23 protein-coding genes are annotated in these 22,369 nt (G+C 43.3%); 17 read left to right on the top strand and 6 right to left on the bottom strand.

Annotation, left to right across the window (positions count from 1 at the left end; translation table 11 throughout):
- Positions 1–35: 35 nt before the first annotated feature.
- Positions 36–659: a class I SAM-dependent methyltransferase gene (locus ACH2DQ_RS07020; protein WP_394912856.1), complete on the bottom strand. Its 624-nt coding sequence runs from the start codon at positions 657–659 to the stop codon at positions 36–38.
- 336 nt (positions 660–995) lie between these two features.
- Here ACH2DQ_RS07020 and ACH2DQ_RS07015 point away from each other — a divergent pair, with 336 nt between their 5' ends.
- From ACH2DQ_RS07015 to ACH2DQ_RS07000, 4 genes are all read left to right on the top strand, one after another.
- Complete coding sequence (locus ACH2DQ_RS07015) at positions 996–2,363, top strand: ABC transporter substrate-binding protein (protein ID WP_394912855.1); 1,368 nt, start codon at positions 996–998, stop codon at positions 2,361–2,363.
- A gap of 70 nt (positions 2,364–2,433) precedes the next feature.
- Positions 2,434–3,342: a carbohydrate ABC transporter permease gene (locus ACH2DQ_RS07010; protein WP_395026108.1), complete on the top strand. Its 909-nt coding sequence runs from the start codon at positions 2,434–2,436 to the stop codon at positions 3,340–3,342.
- Between the two features lie 21 nt (positions 3,343–3,363).
- On the top strand, positions 3,364–4,212 hold the full coding sequence (locus ACH2DQ_RS07005; RefSeq protein WP_394912853.1) for a carbohydrate ABC transporter permease: 849 nt from the start codon (positions 3,364–3,366) through the stop codon (positions 4,210–4,212).
- Positions 4,213–4,217: 5 nt separating this feature from the next.
- On the top strand, positions 4,218–6,284 hold the full coding sequence (locus ACH2DQ_RS07000; protein WP_394912852.1) for a hypothetical protein: 2,067 nt from the start codon (positions 4,218–4,220) through the stop codon (positions 6,282–6,284).
- Between the two features lie 90 nt (positions 6,285–6,374).
- Here ACH2DQ_RS07000 and ACH2DQ_RS06995 read toward each other — a convergent pair whose 3' ends face one another.
- Positions 6,375–7,283 (bottom strand): AraC family transcriptional regulator, encoded by a 909-nt coding sequence (locus ACH2DQ_RS06995; RefSeq protein ID WP_395026105.1) that lies wholly within the window; start codon positions 7,281–7,283, stop codon positions 6,375–6,377.
- Between the two features lie 178 nt (positions 7,284–7,461).
- On the opposite strand from ACH2DQ_RS06995, the gene ACH2DQ_RS06990 reads away from it, so the two are divergent.
- Entirely contained in the window at positions 7,462–8,862 is a 1,401-nt protein-coding gene (locus ACH2DQ_RS06990) for an alpha-glucosidase/alpha-galactosidase (protein ID WP_394912850.1), read from the top strand.
- An 87-nt stretch (positions 8,863–8,949) separates the two neighbouring features.
- Here ACH2DQ_RS06990 and ACH2DQ_RS06985 read toward each other — a convergent pair whose 3' ends face one another.
- On the bottom strand, positions 8,950–9,309 hold the full coding sequence (locus ACH2DQ_RS06985; RefSeq protein ID WP_394912849.1) for a DUF4491 family protein: 360 nt from the start codon (positions 9,307–9,309) through the stop codon (positions 8,950–8,952).
- Positions 9,310–9,333: 24 nt separating this feature from the next.
- Positions 9,334–10,755, bottom strand: coding sequence for a catalase (locus ACH2DQ_RS06980; protein ID WP_394912848.1), 1,422 nt, complete (start codon positions 10,753–10,755; stop codon positions 9,334–9,336).
- A 174-nt stretch (positions 10,756–10,929) separates the two neighbouring features.
- Here ACH2DQ_RS06980 and ACH2DQ_RS06975 point away from each other — a divergent pair, with 174 nt between their 5' ends.
- The 4 genes from ACH2DQ_RS06975 (at position 10,930) to ACH2DQ_RS06960 (ending at position 14,801) form a co-directional block, all read left to right on the top strand.
- Positions 10,930–11,295, top strand: a complete 366-nt coding sequence (locus ACH2DQ_RS06975) for an ACT domain-containing protein (RefSeq protein WP_394912847.1) — start codon at positions 10,930–10,932, stop codon at positions 11,293–11,295.
- 54 nt (positions 11,296–11,349) lie between these two features.
- Positions 11,350–11,472, top strand: a complete 123-nt coding sequence (locus ACH2DQ_RS06970; protein WP_394912897.1) for a DUF6783 domain-containing protein — start codon at positions 11,350–11,352, stop codon at positions 11,470–11,472.
- A gap of 183 nt (positions 11,473–11,655) precedes the next feature.
- Positions 11,656–14,250, top strand: a complete 2,595-nt coding sequence (locus ACH2DQ_RS06965; RefSeq protein ID WP_394912846.1) for an FAD-dependent oxidoreductase — start codon at positions 11,656–11,658, stop codon at positions 14,248–14,250.
- Between the two features lie 95 nt (positions 14,251–14,345).
- Positions 14,346–14,801, top strand: coding sequence for a DUF6465 family protein (locus ACH2DQ_RS06960; protein WP_394912845.1), 456 nt, complete (start codon positions 14,346–14,348; stop codon positions 14,799–14,801).
- Between the two features lie 75 nt (positions 14,802–14,876).
- Here the strand turns inward: ACH2DQ_RS06960 and ACH2DQ_RS06955 are convergent, their stop codons facing one another.
- The gene (locus ACH2DQ_RS06955) at positions 14,877–15,554 is read right to left on the bottom strand and encodes a Crp/Fnr family transcriptional regulator (protein ID WP_394912844.1); all 678 of its coding nucleotides are present in this window, start codon (positions 15,552–15,554) and stop codon (positions 14,877–14,879) included.
- 16 nt (positions 15,555–15,570) lie between these two features.
- A complete protein-coding gene (locus ACH2DQ_RS06950) occupies positions 15,571–16,056 on the bottom strand; it encodes a GNAT family N-acetyltransferase (protein WP_394912843.1) in 486 nt (161 codons plus the stop codon).
- Between the two features lie 368 nt (positions 16,057–16,424).
- On the opposite strand from ACH2DQ_RS06950, the gene ACH2DQ_RS06945 reads away from it, so the two are divergent.
- From ACH2DQ_RS06945 to ACH2DQ_RS06910, 8 genes are all read left to right on the top strand, one after another.
- A complete protein-coding gene (locus ACH2DQ_RS06945; RefSeq protein ID WP_394912842.1) occupies positions 16,425–17,057 on the top strand; it encodes an ABC transporter permease in 633 nt (210 codons plus the stop codon).
- Positions 17,058–17,203: 146 nt separating this feature from the next.
- Positions 17,204–18,106: a glycine betaine ABC transporter substrate-binding protein gene (locus tag ACH2DQ_RS06940; RefSeq protein ID WP_394912841.1), complete on the top strand. Its 903-nt coding sequence runs from the start codon at positions 17,204–17,206 to the stop codon at positions 18,104–18,106.
- Between the two features lie 22 nt (positions 18,107–18,128).
- A complete protein-coding gene (locus ACH2DQ_RS06935; protein ID WP_394912840.1) occupies positions 18,129–18,896 on the top strand; it encodes an ABC transporter ATP-binding protein in 768 nt (255 codons plus the stop codon).
- The gene (locus ACH2DQ_RS06930; RefSeq protein WP_394912839.1) at positions 18,893–19,510 is read left to right on the top strand and encodes an ABC transporter permease; all 618 of its coding nucleotides are present in this window, start codon (positions 18,893–18,895) and stop codon (positions 19,508–19,510) included. The genes ACH2DQ_RS06935 and ACH2DQ_RS06930 overlap by 4 nt, the downstream gene beginning before the upstream one ends.
- Before the next feature lie 21 nt (positions 19,511–19,531).
- Entirely contained in the window at positions 19,532–19,969 is a 438-nt protein-coding gene (locus ACH2DQ_RS06925; RefSeq protein ID WP_394912838.1) for a LytTR family DNA-binding domain-containing protein, read from the top strand.
- A gap of 13 nt (positions 19,970–19,982) precedes the next feature.
- Complete coding sequence (locus tag ACH2DQ_RS06920; protein WP_394912837.1) at positions 19,983–20,465, top strand: DUF3021 family protein; 483 nt, start codon at positions 19,983–19,985, stop codon at positions 20,463–20,465.
- 209 nt (positions 20,466–20,674) lie between these two features.
- Positions 20,675–21,415 (top strand): ABC transporter ATP-binding protein, encoded by a 741-nt coding sequence (locus tag ACH2DQ_RS06915; protein ID WP_394912836.1) that lies wholly within the window; start codon positions 20,675–20,677, stop codon positions 21,413–21,415.
- A complete protein-coding gene (locus tag ACH2DQ_RS06910; protein ID WP_394912835.1) occupies positions 21,412–22,272 on the top strand; it encodes an ABC transporter permease in 861 nt (286 codons plus the stop codon). The genes ACH2DQ_RS06915 and ACH2DQ_RS06910 overlap by 4 nt, the downstream gene beginning before the upstream one ends.
- Positions 22,273–22,369 lie beyond the last annotated feature (97 nt).

Genomic DNA, 22,369 nt, shown 5'->3' with positions numbered 1-22,369 from the left:
TAGAACCTCCAACAATGGTTCTGATTATCTGCCGACTACTTTTCTCCGATTACACACAGCCACCCGTTTCGCGGATGTTTACGAACGCGGATTTTAGAAAATCCTGCACCCTGCATGGCTTTTTTTAATCCGATTGCAGAAGGAATATGCATGTTCAAAAGAGCGGTCACTTCTGCATATTTATCCGCGTCATCTTCTTGCTGTACCATTTCACATATGACTGCAAATCTGCCTCCTGGCTTTAAAACACGGAGAACTTCCTTTAAGTCAGAATGGATGTCCGGCCAGAAATAGATGGTCTCAATGGCAGTTGCCAGGTCAAATACGTTATCTCTGAAGGGCAGGTTAGAGACACTTGCTTTTAAAATATCAGCCCTGCCGTTTGCAATATAATGGCTGTTTTCTTTTAGGGCACGTTCAATGCAAAGAGGAGAGTAGTCTACGCCGTAGACTTTTCCCTGGGGAATTAATTTTAACAGGCGGCGCACCGCTTTTCCGCCCCCGCATCCGATATCCAGTGCTTTGCAGTCAGGTGCGGGATCCAGCTGGTAAAGTGCCCATTTTGTCAGCCTCGCATGTCCCAGGTTCATTTTATGAATCATCAGACTGCCCCATTTTCCTTCCGGGCGCCGGGCATTTTTGGTAAGTTTTTTTATCATATTCTGTGGCTCCTTTTCTGGAGTATTTTCCAATACTTATCGTGCAAGTTTTTAATACTCTCTTGTGTAAAAGTTCGTACAATCCATTATAAAACGGAGAGCGAAGTGTGTCAACGCATGACTAATCCAAAAAAATGCCAGAAAATCCAGAGCAAAATTTGTCCAATATGCACAAATAAAAAAGTAAATATAGTTTGAAAAATACGGAAAATCAATTTTATTTATGCACTTTTTATATGTATATTGACTTAGAAGTAAGTTTCGTATAGAATGTCAACATATCAGATAGGAGCAGTACAAACTAACGAAAATGAAAAAGAAATGGAGAGGTAAATTATGAAAATGAAAAGAGCTTTAGCATGGTTATTGGCGGGAACTATGGCTGCTGGTTTGATGGGGTGTGGCGGCAGTACAGACAGCAAGAGTACAGGCAGTAATAGTACAGAAAGTAAAAGCACAGAGGCGGCAAAAGATGGTACTCAAAATGAGACGCAGGCGGCAGCTTCCGGAGACGAGATTACCTTACGCATGGCATGGTGGGGATCACAAAGCCGTCATGATGCCACCAATAAGGTGATTGAAATGTATGAGGAACAGAATCCCAATGTAAAAATAGAAGCGGAATTCTATGATTTTGACAGCTATTTTACAAAGCTGGATACGTTAGTAGCCGCTGATGACGTATGGGATATTTTCCAGCTGGGAGGAAATTTCCCTAAATACGAAAACAACATTGAAATTCTTGGCAGCTATATGGATCAAGGAACAATTGATGTAAGTGATACTACGGAATCATTTTTGAAAACAACCCAGAATAACAATGGGGACCAGGTAGGAATTTCTATTGGAACCAATACGTATGGAATAGCTTATGACACGGCTGTTTTTAAAGAGGCAGGCCTGACAGAGCCATCGGATGACTGGACCTGGGAGGAATGGAAGGAGGATTGTCTGGCTATCACAGAAAAACTGGGTATTTTTGGTACTTCTAAAATGGATAACTTTATAGCAGGTGTAACCCAGAGAGTATCCCAGACAGAAAAAGATGCCAATTTCTTCAATAAGGAAGGAAACGGTCTTGCCTGGACAGATGCAAAGCCTATGGCTGATTATCTGTCTATGATAAAAGAACTCACCGATGCAGGCGCCTATCCCGATGCAGGAGCTATTAAAGAAATTAAAGACATCGAGAATGATTATCTGGTGACCGGCGATGCGGGAATGACCTGGGTTGCATCCAACCAGATCAACTCCATCATCAATGCTGCAGGAAGGGAAATTAAGATTGCACCGGTGCCCCGGATTACCAAGGACGGCGCATACGGTATGATTGTTCAGTCTTCCCAGATGCTATCCATTTCCAAAAATTCAAAACAAAAGGAAGAAGCAGCGAAATTTTTGAATTACTTTGTCAATGACCTGGAGGCAAATAAAGTGCTGAATGGTGAGCGGGGTGTTCCTATTATGACGAAAGTAAGAGATGAGGTTAAGGCACAGGCTGATGATGCAAATAAGGTGATTTATGATTTCGTGGATAAAATAGGAAAATTCCCGTTGGAGGACAGTAACGTAATCAGTCCCGAACCGAAAACGGAAATAGAGGACCAGGATAAGCTGCTGGTAGAGAAAGTGCAGTATGGAGAATTGACACCAGAGGAAGCAGCGCAGAAACTGGTAGAGTTTGCCCAGAGCAAATTTAAATAATCGTTTGAGGATTCCAGAAGCCTGTTTGAACACCGGTTCGGACACGCTCCAGAAGAATAGGAGACTAGATATGGAAAAGAAACAAAACAATAAACTCCGGAAGTTTATACATCACAACAATACGGCAGGTTATCTGTTTTCACTGCCGTTTATCGTTGGATTCCTGGGATTTACCCTGATTCCGATATTAGTATCCATGTACTACTCGGTAACAGATTATAAATTAGGGCAGGATGCTTCCTTTATCGGCATGGAGAATTATTTCAGCCTGCTGGCAGATGAACGGTTTCTGAATTCTATGAAAGTGACCATTATTTATGTTGTGATTTCGGTACCCGTTAAATTGGCATTTGCACTGCTGGTAGCATATCTGCTGACGAAGAAGCGAAAAGGCGTTACTTTTTACCGGTCGTTATATTATGTGCCATCCCTGATCGGCGGCAGTATTGCGGTAGCGCTGGTATGGAAGACAATCTTTTCTACCAGAGGCCTTGCCAATGCCATTCTCACCGGAATCGGCATGAAGAAGATCTCCTGGCTGGGGGATCCAAACGCGGCAATGGGCATTCTCATTGCCATGGCTGCATGGCAGTTTGGTTCTTCTATGATCATTTTTGCAGCCGGGTTAAAGGAAATTCCGGGCAGTTATTACGAAGCGGCAGACATTGACGGTGCAAATAAGTTTCAGCGGTTTTTCAGAATTACACTGCCCTGTCTGTCCCCGATTATTCTGTATAATCTGGTCATGCAGACCATTTCCGCATTTATGTCCTTTACCCAGGCATTTGTAATAACCCAGGGCGGACCAAACGATGCAACGAACTTTTATGCACTGTATGTATACAAACATGCTTTCCAGTATTCTAATATGGGTTATGCCAGCGCCATGTCCTGGATCATGCTGGTGCTCATCAGCATCGTGACACTTGTGATATTCAAATCGTCTAAGTTCTGGGTATTCCAGGAATCAGACCAATAGGCCAAAGGAGGTTAAGCTGACATGGGAATGAAAACAAAACATCGCTTTGGCACTTTCTTCTACCACCTGTTTGTCTGCGGATTTGGGCTGATTATGATTTATCCGGTCCTCTGGATGATCAGTGGTGCCTTTAAAAATAATATGGAAATACTAAATGGCGGGCTGAAGCTGCTGCCTCCCAGCTGGAGGTTTGAGAATTTTACCAACGGCTGGTCCGGATTTGGCGGAATCTCTTTTGGCAGATTCTTTGCAAATTCCTTTATCGTAGCGGGTATCTCAACGGCTGCAACCGTATTCAGTTCGGCATGTGTTGCATATGCGTTTGCCCGTATTAAATTTAGGGGGAGTAAGATCTGGTTTACAGCCATGATCTGTACGATGATGCTTCCGGCGCAGATTATTCTGGTGCCCCAGTATATTATCTATAACAGGCTTGGCTGGGTGGGGACTTTTTTACCTTTGATTCTGCCGCATTTTTTTGGTCAGGCATTCTTTATCTATCAGATGATGCAATTTGCAAAAGGGATTCCAAGGGAACTGGATGAAGCCGCTACCATAGACGGATGCAGCAAATATTCTATTTTTACCCGGATTATTTTCCCGCTGCTGAAACCGTCCATTGTTACAACGGTAATCATTCAGTTTTACTGGAAGTGGGATGACTTTATGGCGCCTATGATCTATCTGAATAAGCCCAAGATGTATACGGCATCTATCGCAATTAAGCAGTTTGCGGATGCCTCTTCAACAACGGATTACGGGGCAATGTTCGCTATGTCTACCTGCTCTTTGGTCCCGGTATTTCTTATATTTCTGATTTTTAACAAATATCTGGTGGAAGGAATCAGCACCAGCGGATTGAAAGGATAGATGCGATGATAGACAGAAAATTACTGCTGAACAGGCACAATCCCCATCTCACCTGTGCTCAGCCGGAGTCTCCGTTAACGGTGGGAAATGGTGAGTTTGCATTTACGGTGGACGTAACCGGTCTGCAGACGTTTTACGAAGAACAAAAGGATGCCCATGTGCCCCTTTGTACCATGAGCCAATGGGGATGGCATACCGCTCCTGCGGGGGATAACAGGGATTTGTATTTTGATCCATCCCAGGTAGTCAAAACAGAATATAAAAATGGAAACAGGGTAGTCCGTTATGCTTCGGACTGCCAGCCGGGCAATGAAGAAATCTATCATTGGCTGCGGGAAAATCCCCATCGTCTTAATTTATGCAGGCTGACTTTTTTCTGGGATGGGCAGGACATCCAATCTTCGGATATGGAAAAGGTGGACCAGACTCTGGATCTCTATGAGGGGATAATAACCAGCAGATTTATTCTCCATGGCTATCCCACAGAGGTAAAGACCATTTGTGCCGGAGACTGGGATGTACTTGGAATCCGGGTGGATTCAGAGGCGCTCATAACAGGACGGCTGACTGTAGGGCTTTTGTTTCCTTATGGCTGCAGTGATATTACGGCATCCGACTGGGAACGGGGAGAGCTGCATCAGACGCAAATTATAAAAGGAGATAGCAGTGGATTAAAAGGAAAACTCTGTTTTCAGCGGATTCTGGACAAAGACCAATATTATGTGATATTAAACAGGGAAAGCGATTCGATTCTAAGCCGGGATAATGAACATGGTATCAATCTGAGAAATCAAGGCAGGACACTTGTTTTTACGCTGGGCTTTTCGCCTTTTGAACAGGGAGAGGCTCCGGGGTTTGAGCAGGTGGAGAGAAACAGCCAAAGGAAATGGAAGCAGTTTTGGGAGACCTGCGGAGTGATCGATCTGCACCGTTCAAAAGATAAGAGGGCTGCAGAATTGGAGCGCAGAATCATTCTTTCCCAATATCTGCTGAATCTGCAGTCCTGCGGCTCCATGCCTCCCCAGGAAACAGGGCTGACCTGCAACAGCTGGTATGGCAAATTCCATCTGGAGATGTATCTCTGGCACTGTGGCTGGGCACCTCTTTTTAATCAGGCACACCGGCTGGAAAAAAGCCTTGGGTGGTACCGCAGGCATTTGCAAAAAGCGAAAGAAAATGCTGCATGCAATGGATACCGGGGGGCAAGGTGGCCTAAAATGACAGCCTGTGACGGGACAGACAGCCCTTCTTCCATAGCAACCCTTTTGATCTGGCAGCAGCCCTCAATCATTTATATGCTGGAGCTGGTATACCTAAGTGGCGGCGGGCAGAAGCTGCTGGATGAGTACTGGGAAGTGGTGAAAGAAACTGCGGACTTTATGTGTGATTTCACTCTTTGGAATGAGCAGACCGGGTATTATGACCTGCCATCACCGCTGATTCCGGCTCAGGAAGAACACGACCCGGCAACGACGAAAAATCCGGTCTTTGAATTGGAATATTGGCACTTTATCCTGCACATAGCTGCCAAATGGGCGAAACGCCTGGGCAAAGAGGAAGAAAACTGGATTTATACCGCGGAGCATATGGCACCTTCAGCAGTAAGGGAAGGGCTGTATCTGGCATGTGAGACCTGCCCCACCACGTTTGAAGAATTTAACCGGGATCATCCGTCCATGACGGGAGCATTCGGACTGATTCCGGGAGAACGCATTCATGGAGATACCATGAAAGCAACTTTGAATAAAATATTTGCCTGCTGGGATTTTAACACCATGTGGGGCTGGGATTTTGCCATGATGGCAATGACAGCCGTAAGGCTTGGGGACCCCGAAAGGGCAATTGATATCCTGCTGAAGGATTCGCCCAAGAATGCATATGTAGTAAGCGGCAACAACTATCAGAAAGGGCGCACAGACCTCCCCTTATACCTGCCTGGAAATGGTTCACTTTTACTGGCGGCGGCTATGATGACAGCGGGTTATAGAGGCTGCCGGAAAGATCTGCCGGGGTTCCCAGATAATGGAATGTGGGAAGTAGAATATGACAATATTTATCCCTTTCCTTATTAATATTGTGGATCTCACGAAGATAGTATAACTCCTGGCGAATAAGAGAATTATTGAATTCCTTTGATTTATACCAGATATTAATTTCTGCGATCAGGATTCCATGATTTCTGCAACAAAGGATTTTGGACGGGGAAGAGCAATGCTTTTGTTGAATTGTTTCCGATATTTTAAAGGGGATGTTTCCGTGTGTTTGCGAAAAATCTTTTCAAAATAGGTAATGCTTTCATACCCCAGCTGTTCCGCAATTTCTGTGATGCTTAAATCCGTTTCCACCAAAAGTATTCTTGCCTGCTGAATGCGGTTTACATTGATGTATTCGTTGACTGTATATCCGGTTATTTCTTTAAAGATACGGCTTAAATAACTTTTACTCATATAAAAATGATCGGCTATGTGTGCAAGTGAACAGGCGGATGCGTAATTGGCGGTAATGAAGGATGCTACTTCCGACACTTTCTGATGAGGAGCGGAAGTGGAAAGCGCCGTGTTTGGAGCAGAGGTGACGTTATTATTCCAATGGCGCATGGCAAAAAACAGAAGTCTTGCAAGCTTTGTCATAGCCATCATCCGGTAGCCGGGATCACGGGTATACATTTCATCTGCGATGCCGTCCAGAAGGGAGAGCACATATTTCTGGTGGGGTAATTCCAGCTGCAGCACGCCCTGGTTTTTTCTGAAAAATGCAGCCAGAGAGAGTTCCCCGGTAGAAGCCAGAAAGGTGGAAAAGGGCTCATCCAGAAATTCGATTACAATCCGTTCATGATAGGAGTCGCCGTACTGTCCGGTTTTATGGATCTGATTGCGGTTTATGAAGACCAGGCTGCCCTTTTTAATGTGGTAAGTTTGTTTTTCAATAAAATAATACCGTTCACCTTCTACCAGATAATAGATCTCATATTCATCATGAGTATGTCTGGACGGCATGGTAAATTCATAATCCCGGACGACCCGGTCAATCATGATGCCATCGATACTTTCACTATACAGGACTTTACGCATATTCGTCTCCTTCGTATGGAATTAAAACTAATAGAATCTATAAATTATTATAGTATATTTTAATATATTGTCCAGAGCGTATTTTCAAACAGGTTCTCTTGTGTGAAAATTCGGAATCTGAATACAGAAGTCAAAAAAACCGCTGCAAGCGGGAATAAAAAAGAAAGCAGGTAATTGCATGAAGTATAGACACGACAAGGTATCAGATGTTCAAATAGCTTATATCGGAGGGGGGTCCAGGGGCTGGGCTTGGACATTTATGACAGATCTGGCTCTGGAACCCCGCATGAGCGGAACGATCCGCCTGTATGATATTGAAAAAGAAGCAGCCAAAGCAAATGAAAGCATAGGAAATCATTTAAGCAGACGCAGTGAAGCGGTGGGGAAATGGGAATATAAAACCTATAACAGCCTGGATGAAGTGCTGGAGGGCGTAGATTTTATCGTGATCTCCATTCTTCCGGGGACATTTGAAGAAATGGCAGTTGACGTACATATGCCGGAAAGGCTTGGGGTCTATCAGTCTGTGGGGGATACCGCCGGACCAGGAGGAATGATCCGTGGACTGCGGACAATTCCCATGTATGTGAAAATCGCAGAAGCGATCCGGGATCATGCACCAAATGCATGGGTGATTAATTATACCAATCCCATGTCTCTCTGTGTAAAAACGCTGTATGAAGTCTTTCCAAAGATAAAGGCTTTTGGCTGCTGCCACGAAGTGTTCGGCACCCAGAAAGTATTAAAAGGCATTTTAGAAGACACATATGGGATGGAAGGGGTCAGCCGCAGGGAGATTCAGGTAAATGTTCTGGGTATTAACCATTTTACCTGGTTTGACTATGCATCTTATAAAGGGATTGACCTGTTTCCTGTGTATCAGGAGTATATTGAAAAGCACTTTGCAGAAGGTTATAAAGAAAGAGATACCAACTGGGCAAATGCATGCTTTGCCTGCGCACACCGGGTAAAGTTTGATTTGTTTTTGCGCTATGGACTGATTGCGGCGGCAGGTGACCGCCATCTGGCGGAATTTATGCCGGGTAATGAATATCTGAAAAATCCGGAGATGGTAAGAGACTGGAAATTCGGACTGACAACGGCAGCGTGGAGAAAGGAAGATCTTAAAAACCGTCTGGAAAAAAGCAGGAAGCTCTTGGCACAGGAGACAGAAGTGGAATTAAAGCCCACCGGAGAAGAGGGGATTCTGCTCATGAAAGCCTTATGCGGTCTGGAGAGAGTAATCAGCAATGTGAACATTCCAAACAGCTTTGGACAGATACCGAATCTTCCCCTAAATGCGGTGGTAGAGACAAATGCAGTGTTCGAACGGGATGCTATTCGTCCCGTGGTGGCGGGAAAGCTGCCGAACGCCATCAAAGCTCTGGTTATGCCTCATATAGAAAATCATGATTATATTTTGGAGGCGGCTCAAAACTGTGACAGGGAAACCGTTGTAAAAGCATTTATCAATGATCCGGCATTTGCAGGGAAAAATTGCAGCCGGGAGGAAATCCGTACTCTGGTTTATGATATGATAGATGCAACAATGGGTTATCTTCCGGGGGGATGGAAATAACAGCAGGAATAAGCATAAGAAACGAAAAAGGCGGCTCCGTTCTAATCTGACGGAACCGTCTTTTATGGAAAAAATGAAAATCAGGCTTTAAGAAACATGTTCAGCAGACTTTTCAGGAGATTTTTTACAGGTTTTTTTCGTTTTGAATTTTAATTTCAGTTTTTCCGGACGGTTTGGATTTTTGGGAAACCAGCCTTTGGAGACACGTTCTTCCTGCTCCTTTAATTCTACGATGCTCCAGAAACAGGTAAAGCTTAAGATGCTGAAGAGGGCGGAGAACATGGTGTTTTCAATATTTACGGTAATGACTAAGCACAAAACCCCGGCAAGCAGGAAAAGAGGCCAGATTTTACTGGAGAAGTAATACTCTCCTTTCACGACGATGGGATGAAATATGCCGATGATTAAAAATGCAAATAAACCAATCAGTAAACCTTCAAAATACATAGATTTTTCCTTTCTATATGAGCATTAAAGCTGTTTCTGGTACCAGTACATACATTCCTGGACCCGGGCTCCATATTCTTGATTTGCCGCACACAGATAGCCGAGGACACAATTGCGGATATGTTCAGGAGCGTTATACAATTCCGAAGCGATGTTGTCCACCAGGTGGTCACGGGCTTCCTGGCATAGAGACAGATAGTGTTCTCCCGCCTGGGTGAAATTGTCTTCTTTCTCGATTTCGGAGCGCATTACGGTGCCGGAGATACATGCTCCGTTGCCGCTTGAGACCATTTTGTCAGGAGACCATTTTTCTTCATGGTTTACGGGAATATCCCTGAAATCAGGACCAATTCTCCTGCGCTGTGCATCCCAGTAGACGAAGGAACGTCCCTGGAGCATTTTATCCGCAGATAGCTGGATTCCATCAATCAGGTTAGCGGGAGAAAATGCCGCTTTTTCCACCTGCTGCTGATAATTATCCACATTGCGGTCTAAGGTAAGGCAGCCTACTCTTGTGAGTGGGAATTGCGCCTGATCCCAGACCTTCGTATCATCCAGAGGATCGAATGATAGGCTGCAGGCTTCATCCATGTTCATGAACTGGACGCAGAGCTCATATTGGTAAGTCTCTCCCCCAGCCAGGGTATTGTACAATTCTTCACCGGCTATATTGGGATTTTCACCGGCAAGCTTTGCGGCTTCCTGCCGGGTTAAGGTACATTCCTGGCAAGAGGGTATCCAATGGTATTTTACATAGCGCCGTACCCCTTTTTCATTTTCCCAGACATAAGTGTTCACGCCGTATGTGCGCATACAGCGAAAGCTTGCCAGCGTACCCAGATCAGAATACAGCAGCGTGACAAAATGAGCAGACTCAGGAGTCTCCGCTACAAACTTCCAGAATGCCAGAGGATTTGGAAGATTGTTGGATGCGGATGGGGACAGGGACTTGATGGCAGTGGGGAACTTCATGGCATCTCTTACCAGAAATACAGGAATATGGTTACAGAGCAGGTCGAAGACGCCGGAGTCGGTATAAAACTTGGTAGAAAATCCCCTTACATTCCTTGCAGTGTCAGGGGTTCCTTTTGTACTTACAGCAAAAGAAAACCGGGAAAAGGTATAAGTTATCTGACCGGGTCTCTGCAAAAAAGATGCCTTGGTATAAGGGCGCATAGACTGATAGGCAGTAAAGCAGCCAAATGCACCATAGCCTTTCGTATGTACAGCTCTTTCGATGATTTTTTCATGGACAAAAGTGTCAAGGGTCTCATGTAAAATCGTATCCTGTAAAAGTACCGGTCCGTCAGGGCCAATTGTCTGGGAATGCTGATCCGGGTTTTGATTTCGGCATTTCTCCGATGGGGAGCGGTAATCCTGTGTGCACTTGTTCTGACCCATATTACGGCGGTTTGGCAAAGAACCATATTGATTGTGATGTGGCATGGGAAGTCTCCTTCTTAAAATATCGCTTTTTTATTATATGAAATAAATTAGAATATGCAGCTTGTCTTTGAAAGGTATTAGAAAATTCTGACGGGAAGTATTGAAAAGCAGGAAGTCTCATTGTAAAATAAAGGCATATGTTTAAAATATTTCATTTCAGGAAGGATAGAAAAAATGCAATTAAAATTATTGGAACCAAGGTTCAGCGTTTGCAAGCTTCAAACTGGGGAAAAGATCCCTTATGAAGATGAATTTGTATTTACAGGCAAAACAGATGAAGAACTTTCACTTGTCTGCCCGGAAAACAAGGCGCCAGATCAATTTTTGGAGCGGGAAGACGGCTGGAGGGGATTTCGGATTGAAGGAATTCTGGATTTCTCTATGATCGGGGTGATTGCGAAAATCTCAAAGCTGCTGGCAGATCATGAAGTGGGAATTTTTGTAATCTCCACCTTTCATACTGACTATGTGTTTGTAAAAGAAGAAAATTGGGAAAAAACAGTTACACTGTTAAAAACAAATGGTTACGGAATCGGATAAACTAGAGCGTGTTTGAAAATTCATTTCCGTCATCTGCACGCCCCACTTTGAGGTATATTTGCCCCGAATTCAGGTTACGTAGCCCGCTACGCGCCCTTCATCCGGGACAAATCTCCCACAAAGTGTGACGCACAGCTGCCAGAAAGCAATTTTAAAACACGCTCTAAAGCGTGTTAGAAAAATATTTTCGGACAGATGGCTGGAATGAATTTTCAAACACGCCATTTTTTTTGTTTTGTGACCTGGTCACGGAAAATAAATATCAGAACCCTTATAATAAGACTCAGGATAATGATAGTTTACCAATGAGATGCCGATAAGGCAGTAATCAAAAATGATCAGAATAGAGGTAATGATAATATGGGTAAAAAAACAGTGATAATCGGCGGGGTTGCTGGTGGAGCTACCACTGCTGCACGTCTTAGAAGACGGGACGAATCAATGGAAATCGTGGTATTTGAAAAAGGAGGCTATATTTCTTATGCAAACTGTGGTCTGCCGTACTATATCGGAGATGTGATCAAGAGCCGTGACGCACTGCTTTTACAGACTCCCCAGGGGATGAAAAAGAAATTTAATATTGATGTGCGCATTTACAGCGAAGTGATAAAGATTGATCCGGACCGTAAATGTGTTTTGGTTCGAAATCTGGAAACCAATGAAACTTATGAAGAAACCTATGACGATCTGGTTATCGCTACGGGATCATCCCCGCTGAAACCGCCTATTAAGGGGATTGACGGGAAAGGGATTTATACGCTTTGGACGGTGCCGGATACTGACGAAATTAAAGCGTTTGTAGCGGAAAAACATCCGAAAAGGGCAGCGATTATCGGAGGCGGATTCATTGGTCTTGAGATGGCGGAAAATTTGCATCAGGCTGGGGCAGAGGTTACGATTATCGAAATGCAGGATCAGGTCATGGCGCCCATTGACAAAGAAATGGCACAGCTGCTCCATGAAAATATGCAGATGAACGGAGTGGAACTGATACTGGGTGACGGTGTCTCCTATTTTGAAGACCGTTTGGGAAGAACTGCAATTATACTGAACAGCAAAAAAGTGGTGACAGCTGATCTTGTGATTTTATCAATAGGAGTTCGCCCAAACAGTATGCTGGCTAAGGAAGCCGGGCTGCATTTAAATGAACGGGGCGGTATTGTGGTAGATGAAAATCTGAGGACTTCAGATCCCAATATCTACGCAGTAGGAGATGTCATTCAGGTGGAGAATTTTGTTCTGAAAAATCCTGCAATGATTCCTCTTGCCGGACCTGCAAACAAGCAGGCAAGAATCTGTGCGGACAACATAGCGGGAGATAAAAAAGAATATCATGGTTCCCAGGGAACCTCCGTAGCACAGGTATTTGACCTGACTGTTGCGGCAGTGGGAGTAAATGAAAAGACCCTGAAGAAAATGGGCAGGATAAAAGGAAGAGATTATGAAACCGTACTGATCAACCAGAAATCCCATGCCGGATATTATCCCGGTGCAACCCAGCTTACTTTAAAAATGCTGTTTGACATGGAAGGTATGATTTTAGGAGCCCAGATTATAGGCCAGGACGGCGTCGATAAAAGAATTGATACACTGGCAGTTACCATGCGTTTACACGGTACGATATTTGATTTGGAAGAATTGGAACTTTCTTATGCTCCGCCTTATTCCTCTGCGAAAGATCCGGTAAATATGCTTGGATTTACAGCCCATAATGTTCTGGACCATATGGTATCCTTTCTGGAATGGGAGGAAATGGATCGTTTACAGGTTCCCGGGCAGGATACACCTTATACAATTCTGGATGTGACAGAAGAGATGGAGCGCCTGGTATATCAGATTCCAGGGTCTTACCACATACCCCTGGGGGAATTAAGAGAAAGAATGAGGGAACTGGATAAGAACAGTATGATTATCGTATACTGCGCAATCGGTGTCCGGTCATACAATGGAGCCAGAATACTGATGCAAAATGGATTTAAAAATGTAAAAGTATTGTCAGGCGGTACCGGTTTCTATAAATCAATGCATTACCAGGACAGGGAAGAATGGGAGGATTCAGAAGGGATGTCAGAGAAAGAAGTGAAAGCAGCCCAGGCTCAGGCTAACACAGTGCAGGTTAACGCAGAGCAGGTTAACACAGCTCAGGCTAACACACCACAGGCTAACGCAGCACATGTTAACACAGCGCAAGTAAATACAGAAACAGTGCCGGCGCAAAAAGAAATGAAAATTCTGGACTGCTGCGGTCTTCAGTGCCCGGGTCCCATTATGAAGGTAAATGAAACACTGAGAGAAATGGAAGAGAACCAGGTTCTGCAGGTATCGGCAACGGATATGGGATTTGTCAGAGATATTGATGCCTGGTGCAAAAGAACAGGGAACACCATGGTGAATTCCGAACGTAAAGACAGAGAAAATATCGTCTATATTAAGAAGGGAACCAATGTGTGCCAGGGAAGTTCCACGGAAAATGCAGTCACCCTTCCACAAGGCAAGACATTAATCGTATTCAGCGGGGATCTGGATAAAGTTCTGGCTTCCTTTATTATCGCAAACGGAGCGGCAGCAATGGGCAGGCCAGTCACCATGTTCTTTACCTTCTGGGGGCTGAATGCACTGCGAAAAACAGATAAACAATCGGTGAAAAAACCGTTTATCGAGAAAATGTTCGGTGCCATGATGCCCAGAGGAACCGGTAAATTAAAACTTTCCAGGATGAATATGGCTGGAATGGGAACCAAAATGATGAAGAAAGTAATGAAGGATAAAAATGTGGAATCCCTGGAAGAACTGATGCAGCATGCCATGGCAAATGGGATTAAACTGGTAGCTTGTACCATGTCCATGGATGTGATGGGAATAACCAAAGAAGAGCTGATCGATGGCGTGGAACTGGCTGGTGTGGCATCTTATCTTGGTGATGCGGAAGAGTCGAATGTGAATTTGTTTATTTAAGAAATTAGTTACCTTTTCCTCCACAATTTAAAAAATTTTGACATTTCCTGAAAATAATACTATAATAACTGTCGGAAATTCAACAGGAGGAACATATGGCTAAAAAAAGACATCTAAAAAAGAAAAATAAGATGATGACAGGAAATGTCATTGAAAATGAAACACGCGAAGAAACTAACGAAACAAAAGAAACAAAAAAAGCAGACACAGCAGCTACAGCTGCCACAGCAGCAGCAGTTACAGTAGCGGAAACATCAGCAGCAGTTAAGGAAACAGCAGCTGCCCGGACAGAAGAAGTTCAGACAGAGATACCTAAAAAGGAAGAGGCTACTGCTGTTAAAAAACGGGCATCTAAGAAAACGAATTTTTATGTTCAGTTTCAGGATGCAGAATATAATGAACAGGATATCATTGCCCAGGTGAAAAAGATCTGGAAGGATGCCGGCAACCGTATTGCGGATTTGAACACCATGGATATTTATGTGAAGCCGGAAGAAAAGATGGTATATTATACAATTAATGAAGAGCTGAGTGCTTCATTTGCACTTTAAAAACAGGTGGACCCCAAACGGATATGTTGGGGGTCCACCTGTTTTTGTATAACAAAAGGTAATGGTTTATACGGTTTACAGAAGTTTTTTTAGACTTTGCTTATCCAGAATCCGTATGCCGCCTCTGGATAATTCTACAATGCCCTCTGTTGAAAAATACTTGAGCATCCGGGAAACTACTTCTCTGGCGCTGCCCGTATATTTGGCAATCTGTTCATGAGTCATTTTGATAGTATCCGATTTTGCCCGGGTGCATTCGTCCAACAGGAAAATAGCCAGGCGCTTGTCAAAACTCATAAATAAAATCTGCTGCATAGCCCACATAACATCGGAGAAACGTTCGGTTGCCAGTTTATATGCATAGGCTTCCACATGAATGTTTTCTTCCATAAGTCCGGAAACAGCAGAAGAGTTAATCTGCAGTATCTCGCAGTCTTCGGCTGCATCAATATACACATCAAAGGTAATGGTTTGGAGCACGCAGGATGCAGATAAAATGCATACCTCACCTTCGCCAAGCCGATAGAGTGTAACTTCCTTGCCGGTTTCGGAAAGTAAATAAGTACGCATAACCCCGTTTTTGATGATGAGCATTCCGATACAGTCATTTTCGCCAAAGTGTATATGGCTGTCTCTTGCATAGCTGGTGGTGACTGCATTTCTTGCAAGAGTATCCTTTTGGGCGGTATTTAAATGCTGCCAGATTGGCAGGTATTTTTCCAAAAGCAGGGAATTTTCTTCCAAATGATCCATAATAACTCCTTTTTGACTATCTTTCTCGCTGGAAAGCAATACGTTTTGATCCGTCTTCCAGATAGATGGTTCCACAGTGGATAAAACCGTTTTTCCTTAAAGCTTTCTGCATGGGAAGATTATCGTCATGGGTGTCAATTTTAAGGTTTCCGCACTGCTGAAAACACCATTGGAAGATAAAGGAAGCAACGCCTTTCGTACCCGCGGCAGAAGTAATGCGATGAATGACTCCATAAGGCAGTTCGTTTAACCAGCTGCCGTCAAAGATTTCCCGGTAAGAAGGATCTTCTCCTGTTTTAAAATAAAAGGTTCCGGCGATTTGGCCATTCTGAATGCAAACATAACTGCAGCCTTTGTCAATATCGGATTGGACAAGTGCAGCTGACGGGTAGGTGCTGCCCCACTGTGAGGGATTACCGTTTTTCGCCATAAAGTCTCTGGCATCTGCATATAGCTGCAGCAATGTATCTAAATCATCTGGGGTACTTTTTCTGATTTCCATTTTTTGAGATTCCTTCCTGTATGTAAATTTAATATAAAAAAATGCGGGCAGATCCTGTAATATTATATTTTCATTTTATCCTATGAATACCAAAAGAACAAGGAAGAGTTTGTATAAATAATTTAAATTCCAGTAAAAACACAACAGTTTTTAAAGAATGCATTTTCATATTTTATGATGTTACTGCTAATAATGAATAATAAAATGTCATATAGCATACCACGGTATTCGGTATTTTATGTAAATATTTTTGTTTTTTTCAAAATAAATGGGATTCTTGTCATTGCCCTATGTCGAAAACTGCGGTAAAATGGAGACATGTCATTTTTGGAAGATGAAAGAAGACAGAAAAAGAAGGGACACCTGTTATGTGGCAGCAAATCATAGATTATTTTACAAATAACATGGATACTTATCTGACGGCAGCATGGGAGCACGTGTGGATCAGTTTGCTTTCTCTTGGAATTGCGCTGGCAGTGGGCATTCCGGCAGGCATATACTGCGCACACACAAAGAAATTCCGTAAGTGGATAACTGCATTTTTTAATGTACTGCGGATTGTACCCAGTTTTGCCGTTTTAATATTATTAATTCCCATTATGGGAACCGGTGTGAAACCTGCAATGACAGCGCTGGTGATACTGGCAATTCCGCCCATTCTTATGAATACAAATGCAGGATTTGAAAGCACCCCCGAATTTATACTGGAAACTGCCCGGGGACTTGGTATGACAGATAAACAGATATTTCAAAAAGTGAAAATTCCCCTCGCCCTGCCGTATATTCTCATCGGCACCAAGACTGCATTCGTTGAGATTATCGCCAGTGCTACCCTGGCTGCCTATATTGGAGGCGGTGGACTTGGGACAATTATATTTACCGGGCTTGGATTAAACAGAACTGATTTATTATTGATTGGCGGAATCTCAGTGGCGCTGCTATCCCTCTTTTCCGGGTTCCTGGTGACAGCGGCAGAAAAATGGATTGTAAGATACCGCTAGTGCCGCCCGGCGTAAATACGTCGATATATAGTGCCTGATATTTGTGCCGGGTGGCACTAGTACTCCATCCAGCCAGAAAGCCTACTGGCAATGGGGCAAAAAAATAGAGTCAGTGCAGAGCACTGTAGAATAGTAAGGAGACCAAAATGAAAAAAGGAAATAAAGTTATAAAAAAAATATTTGCAATATTTTTAGCAGCATCCATAACCGCTTCAATAGCTGGCTGCGGCGACAGTAAAAGCAATGAAAAAAACATTAAAGTGGGGTCAAAGGATCTTACGGAGAATTTGGTGGTAGCGGAAGTTTATGCCCTGGCATTGGAGGATGCAGGTTTTAATGTAGAAAGAGTCATGGATATAGCAGGATCCGTTGTTCATACCTCCATAATGAATGGAGAAGTGGATCTGTACCCGGAATATACCGGCACCGGTTTAATCTCTATTTTAAAAATGGATCCCATGACAGATGCACAACAGGTATATGACACGGTAAAGGAAGAATATGAAAAGCAGTATAAATTGATCTGGCTGGACTATTCTCAGGCAAATGATGGACAGGGTCTGGTTATCCGTACTGATGTGGCAGAGAAATATGGAATTAAAACCATTTCAGATTTACAGAAAAATGCGTCCGAACTACGTTTTGCTTCCCAGGGGGAATTTGACCAGAGAGAAGACGGGATGCTGGGTCTGGAAAAGCTCTATGGACCATTTGACTGGAAATCGTCAAAAGTATATGACGGCGGGCTGAAATATTCCGTACTGGAAAATGATGAGGCGGATGTGGCACCGGCATATACTACCGAAGGCCAGCTGGTAAAAGATGAATTTACCCTTCTGGAAGATGATAAGAAGCTCTGGCCGCCCTATAATTTAGCTCCGGTTGTGCGGGAGACCGTGTTAAACACTTATCCGGAAATTGCAGACATTTTAAATAAGATCAGTGCTACTCTGGATACGAAGACAGTTACGAAGCTAAATGCCCAGGTAGATGTGGATAAGCGGGAATACGAAGAGGTGGCAAAGGAGTATTACGACAGTATAAAATAATGCAGCTAACGGAGGCATTTGTGTGAAGAAAGCAATTGAATTTATAAATGTAAGCAAAAAATTTGATAATACCGGATATTTTGCAGTAAATGATGTTAGCTGTGAGATCGGTCAGGGAGAATTTATCACGATACTGGGATCATCCGGGTGTGGGAAAACGACATTACTGAAAATGATTAACCGCCTTTATGAGCCGGATGCAGGTACCATTAGAATTTTTGGAGAGGATATCAGCGCTAAAGATCCGGTTCTGCTTAGAAGAGAGATCGGATATGTAATCCAGCAGGTTGGTCTGTTTCCCCATATGACCGTTGGGGATAATATCGCTACGGTCCCAAGGCTGTTAAAGTGGCCGGAGGAAAAAGTGCAGGCTAGAGTAAAGGAACTGCTGGAGATGGTGGGTCTGGCATTTGCAGAATATGGTAAAAGGTATCCTTCCCAGCTTTCCGGAGGCCAGCAGCAAAGAGCAGGTCTTGCAAGAGCCCTGTGTGCAGATCCTCAGATCATGCTGATGGATGAACCCTTTGGTGCCATTGATGCCATCAACCGTATGAACCTTCAGGAGGAACTTTTGAAAATCCATGGACAATCCAAAAAGACGTTCCTATTTGTGACGCATGATATTAATGAGGCGTTTAAACTTGGCAACCGTGTCATTATTATGAATGAAGGTAAGATCAGACAGTTTGACAAGCCGGAGGTAATCGCAAGAAATCCTGCGGATGATTTTGTGAAATCCCTGATTGACTCCACGCGGAAACAGGAACAATTCTGGGAGGCATTTACATGATCACATATCTGGTAAAATACTACGATAAATTATTGAATGCATTGGCAGAACATATAATGATCGTCCTGATTACCCTGGTATTATCCGTAGTACTGGCTTCGGTTTTGACAATTTTAGCCATGTATTTTCAGTGGATATCCAAGATTCTCATTGGATTTTTTTCCATGATTTATTCCATACCAAGCCTGGCACTGTTTGCTATATTAATACCGGTGACAGGCCTTGGGAGAAATACGGCAGTGATTGTACTGGTGATGTATAACCAATATCTGCTGCTGCGTAATTTTATAGATGGGCTGAATCAGGTGGATGGATCTGTGATAGAAGCCGCGACGGGAATGGGCATGAGCCGGATGCAGATACTGGTTAAGGTACGGATTCCGCTGTCTCTGCGTCCATTATTTACGGGGATTCATCTGGCGGTGGTATCTACAATCGGAATCGCAACGATAGCGGCAACCATTAATGCGGGGGGTCTTGGCAGTATCCTGCTTGACGGTCTGCGGACCTTAAATGTCAACAAGATTCTGTGGGGAAGTATTTTGTCGGCGGGGCTGGCTATTGTGGTAAATGCAGGACTGAGCAGGTTAGAAAAGCATATGGCAAAAAGATAGATGGATGAGGCAGGTGTGGGGATGAAGATCATAATTGAAACACCAGAAAAGGATGCAGAAGATAAAATTATTATTTCTATGCATAAATTGAATGAAAATGTCCTGAAACTGATCACGGCACTGAAAATGCAGCAGGATACCCTGATCGGATATAAGGAGGAGCAGATGTACCGGATTCATCCCGATGAAGTTTATTACTTTGAGACAGTGGATAATAAGTCCTATATGTATTGCAGAGAATCTGTTTATGAAATAAAACAGAAGCTGTATCAGATCGAAGAAATTTACGGAGTCAGTGACTTCCTTAGAATATCCAAGTCCGTCATCATTAATATGGATAAAATAAGTTCCATAAGACCCGCATTTGGCGGAAGGTTTGAAGCCATGCTGGAAAATGGGGAAAAGATAATCATTTCCAGACAATATGTGCCGGAACTAAAGAAAAAAATGAATGTATAGGGGGGAGAACGGGATGGAAAAAGAACATCAGGCAGGTTGGATCAAGGCTTTGGTTCATGATTTTTGTGCAATTACAACTGGAATCCTTGTGATGCTGACTCTGGCAACCGCAGGTACCAGTACCGATGTGATTGAACTTCCCAGTAATATATTTGGACAGATATTACTCCTGTCATTTTTAACAACGCTGTTTAATACCATCCTCTATATATGGACGCCGAAAAGAAAGTTCAGTGCCATTTTAAGAAGATGCATACATTTAATCTGTGTGATAACGGTAGTAGTGTTATTTGCCACGTACTGCAACTGGGGGATCAACACATGGGAAGACAGACTGATCCTTACGGCAGAGGTTCTTGTAGTCTATGCAGTAGTTGTATTTTTTTCTTATTTCAAATCCCATAAGGAGGCAAAGGAACTGGATCGTGGGATAAAAGAATACCATAAGAGAAAGAAAGACATGCTTGCTTTCAAAGAGAATGACAAAAATAAATAGCAGCTTACACTCTGTTTTATACTTCTTATACCTTAAATTAGGCAGGTCGCTTTGCGGCCTGTTGTTTTTTTGCAGAAAAATAATAGAATAGAAAATCATAGAGAAATCCCGGGAGAAGAATAGAACAGAAGGGAATGCCGCGGTGCGAACTTTCTTCCGGCTTATGTGCGGCGGTATGACAGAGAAATCTGTTATAAAATGGTGGTTATATGAGTGATATCATGGAAGTGTCCCATTTAAAAAAATCTTACCGGGAAACGGAAGCAGTCAGAGACCTGTCTTTTCACGTAAAGAAAGGAGAACTCTTTTCGCTTCTGGGACCAAATGGTGCCGGTAAATCCACAACGATTGATATTTTATGCACCCTGTTAAAACCGGATGGGGGAGAGGTAAAAATAAATGGCTGCATGGCTGGAAAAGAAGATCTGCAGATTAAAAAGGATATCGGTATTGTATTCCAGGACAGCATACTGGACGGATCACTTACCGTAAGAGAGAACCTGAATCTGCGTGCAAAGTTATACATGAAGAAAAAATCCCGGATACAGCAGGACGTTCATGAGGCCATCCTTGCTGTTTCCGCCATGGAATATATAGACCGTCCGTACGGGAAATTATCGGGAGGACAGAGAAGAAGAGTGGATATTGCCAGGGCGCTGATACATAAGCCAAAGATATTGTTTCTGGACGAACCCACTGCAGGACTTGATCCCCAGGCACGTCAGGATATTTGGAAGATGATATTGCACTTAAAAGAGGAGCGGAAAATGACGATCCTTTTAACGACACACTATATGGAAGAAGCCACAGTATCAGACCGGATCGTCATGCTGGATCATGGCGTTGTGGCTGAGAGCGGAACACCGGCAGAACTAAAGGAAAAATACCAGGTAAATACCCTGGATGAAGTATTTTTAAAAGTTGCCAAAAGTGAGGGGGTATTTGCATGAATGTATTGCTGGTCCGCAATTGTAAAATTTTTTTCCGCAACAAAAAAGGTGTTTTCTCTTCTCTGATAGCAGCGCTTGTGGTAATTGTATTATATGTATTTTTCCTGGGTGACAATATGAAAAAAAGTCTGGTAGAGCTTGAAAATGCAGATCATATTATAGATGCATGGATCATGTCCGGCTTTATATCGGTGGCATCCATGACAACCACATTAGGGGCTATGGGGCTTATGATCCGGGATAAAGAAAATGGCTGTATCAAAGATTTTTTCTGTTCTCCTTTAAAGGAATGGCAGATTGCCGGCGGATATGTGCTGAGTTCCTATATCGTAGGTGTATTGATGAGTATTTTCACCTTAATAGCAGCTGAAATATATATTGTGTGCAGAGGAGGAGAGCTGCTGGATCTTTTATCTATGGCAATGGTGTTAGGGGTAATCCTGCTAACGGTACTGGCTTCCAGTGCAATGATGTATTTACTGATTTCCTTATTCAGCCATTCGGACACATATTCTACGGTATCTTCAGTAATTGCACCCCTGTCCGGTTTTCTCACCGGTATATATATTCCGGTGGGAACACTGCCGGAGGGGCTGCAGACAGTGGTTAAATGTTTCCCGATTTCCCATGGGGCAGCGCTGATGAGACAGGTCATGATGAAGGAACCAATGGACGCAGGACTGTCAAAAGTATCCGGTGAATTTGCGGTAGATTTTAAAGAAACCCTGGGTATCACGATGACATTAGGAAGCCATCAGGACAATGTATGGATTCATATCGGCATCCTTCTGATAACAGCCGTCATCTTTTTCGGACTGTCTGTATTAATTTTGAAATATAAAAAAAGAGAGCAGTAAAACAGCAATGAAAAGGTATTAATTTATCGGCGCATGCTTTATAATAAGTATAAGCAGACCACATAATGCAAGTTTTGGTGTTGTTGCAATACATTTC

Source organism: Robinsoniella sp. (assembly GCF_034124845.1).
This window is presented reverse-complemented; position numbering and strand designations above follow the sequence as displayed.

Bases quoted from the DNA above. Each gene is read 5' to 3' on its own strand.
- ACH2DQ_RS07020 (WP_394912856.1), bottom strand. From the start codon at position 659: ATGATAAAAAAACTTACCAAAAATGCCCGGCGCCCGGAAGGAAAATGG.
- ACH2DQ_RS07015 (WP_394912855.1), top strand. From the start codon at position 996: ATGAAAATGAAAAGAGCTTTAGCATGGTTATTGGCGGGAACTATGGCT.
- ACH2DQ_RS07010 (WP_395026108.1), top strand. From the start codon at position 2,434: ATGGAAAAGAAACAAAACAATAAACTCCGGAAGTTTATACATCACAAC.
- ACH2DQ_RS07005 (WP_394912853.1), top strand. From the start codon at position 3,364: ATGGGAATGAAAACAAAACATCGCTTTGGCACTTTCTTCTACCACCTG.
- ACH2DQ_RS07000 (WP_394912852.1), top strand. From the start codon at position 4,218: ATGATAGACAGAAAATTACTGCTGAACAGGCACAATCCCCATCTCACC.
- ACH2DQ_RS06995 (WP_395026105.1), bottom strand. From the start codon at position 7,283: ATGCGTAAAGTCCTGTATAGTGAAAGTATCGATGGCATCATGATTGAC.
- ACH2DQ_RS06990 (WP_394912850.1), top strand. From the start codon at position 7,462: ATGAAGTATAGACACGACAAGGTATCAGATGTTCAAATAGCTTATATC.
- ACH2DQ_RS06985 (WP_394912849.1), bottom strand. From the start codon at position 9,309: ATGTATTTTGAAGGTTTACTGATTGGTTTATTTGCATTTTTAATCATC.
- ACH2DQ_RS06980 (WP_394912848.1), bottom strand. From the start codon at position 10,755: ATGCCACATCACAATCAATATGGTTCTTTGCCAAACCGCCGTAATATG.
- ACH2DQ_RS06975 (WP_394912847.1), top strand. From the start codon at position 10,930: ATGCAATTAAAATTATTGGAACCAAGGTTCAGCGTTTGCAAGCTTCAA.
- ACH2DQ_RS06965 (WP_394912846.1), top strand. From the start codon at position 11,656: ATGGGTAAAAAAACAGTGATAATCGGCGGGGTTGCTGGTGGAGCTACC.
- ACH2DQ_RS06960 (WP_394912845.1), top strand. From the start codon at position 14,346: ATGGCTAAAAAAAGACATCTAAAAAAGAAAAATAAGATGATGACAGGA.
- ACH2DQ_RS06955 (WP_394912844.1), bottom strand. From the start codon at position 15,554: ATGGATCATTTGGAAGAAAATTCCCTGCTTTTGGAAAAATACCTGCCA.
- ACH2DQ_RS06950 (WP_394912843.1), bottom strand. From the start codon at position 16,056: ATGGAAATCAGAAAAAGTACCCCAGATGATTTAGATACATTGCTGCAG.
- ACH2DQ_RS06945 (WP_394912842.1), top strand. From the start codon at position 16,425: ATGTGGCAGCAAATCATAGATTATTTTACAAATAACATGGATACTTAT.
- ACH2DQ_RS06940 (WP_394912841.1), top strand. From the start codon at position 17,204: ATGAAAAAAGGAAATAAAGTTATAAAAAAAATATTTGCAATATTTTTA.
- ACH2DQ_RS06930 (WP_394912839.1), top strand. From the start codon at position 18,893: ATGATCACATATCTGGTAAAATACTACGATAAATTATTGAATGCATTG.
- ACH2DQ_RS06925 (WP_394912838.1), top strand. From the start codon at position 19,532: ATGAAGATCATAATTGAAACACCAGAAAAGGATGCAGAAGATAAAATT.
- ACH2DQ_RS06920 (WP_394912837.1), top strand. From the start codon at position 19,983: ATGGAAAAAGAACATCAGGCAGGTTGGATCAAGGCTTTGGTTCATGAT.
- ACH2DQ_RS06915 (WP_394912836.1), top strand. From the start codon at position 20,675: ATGAGTGATATCATGGAAGTGTCCCATTTAAAAAAATCTTACCGGGAA.
- ACH2DQ_RS06910 (WP_394912835.1), top strand. From the start codon at position 21,412: ATGAATGTATTGCTGGTCCGCAATTGTAAAATTTTTTTCCGCAACAAA.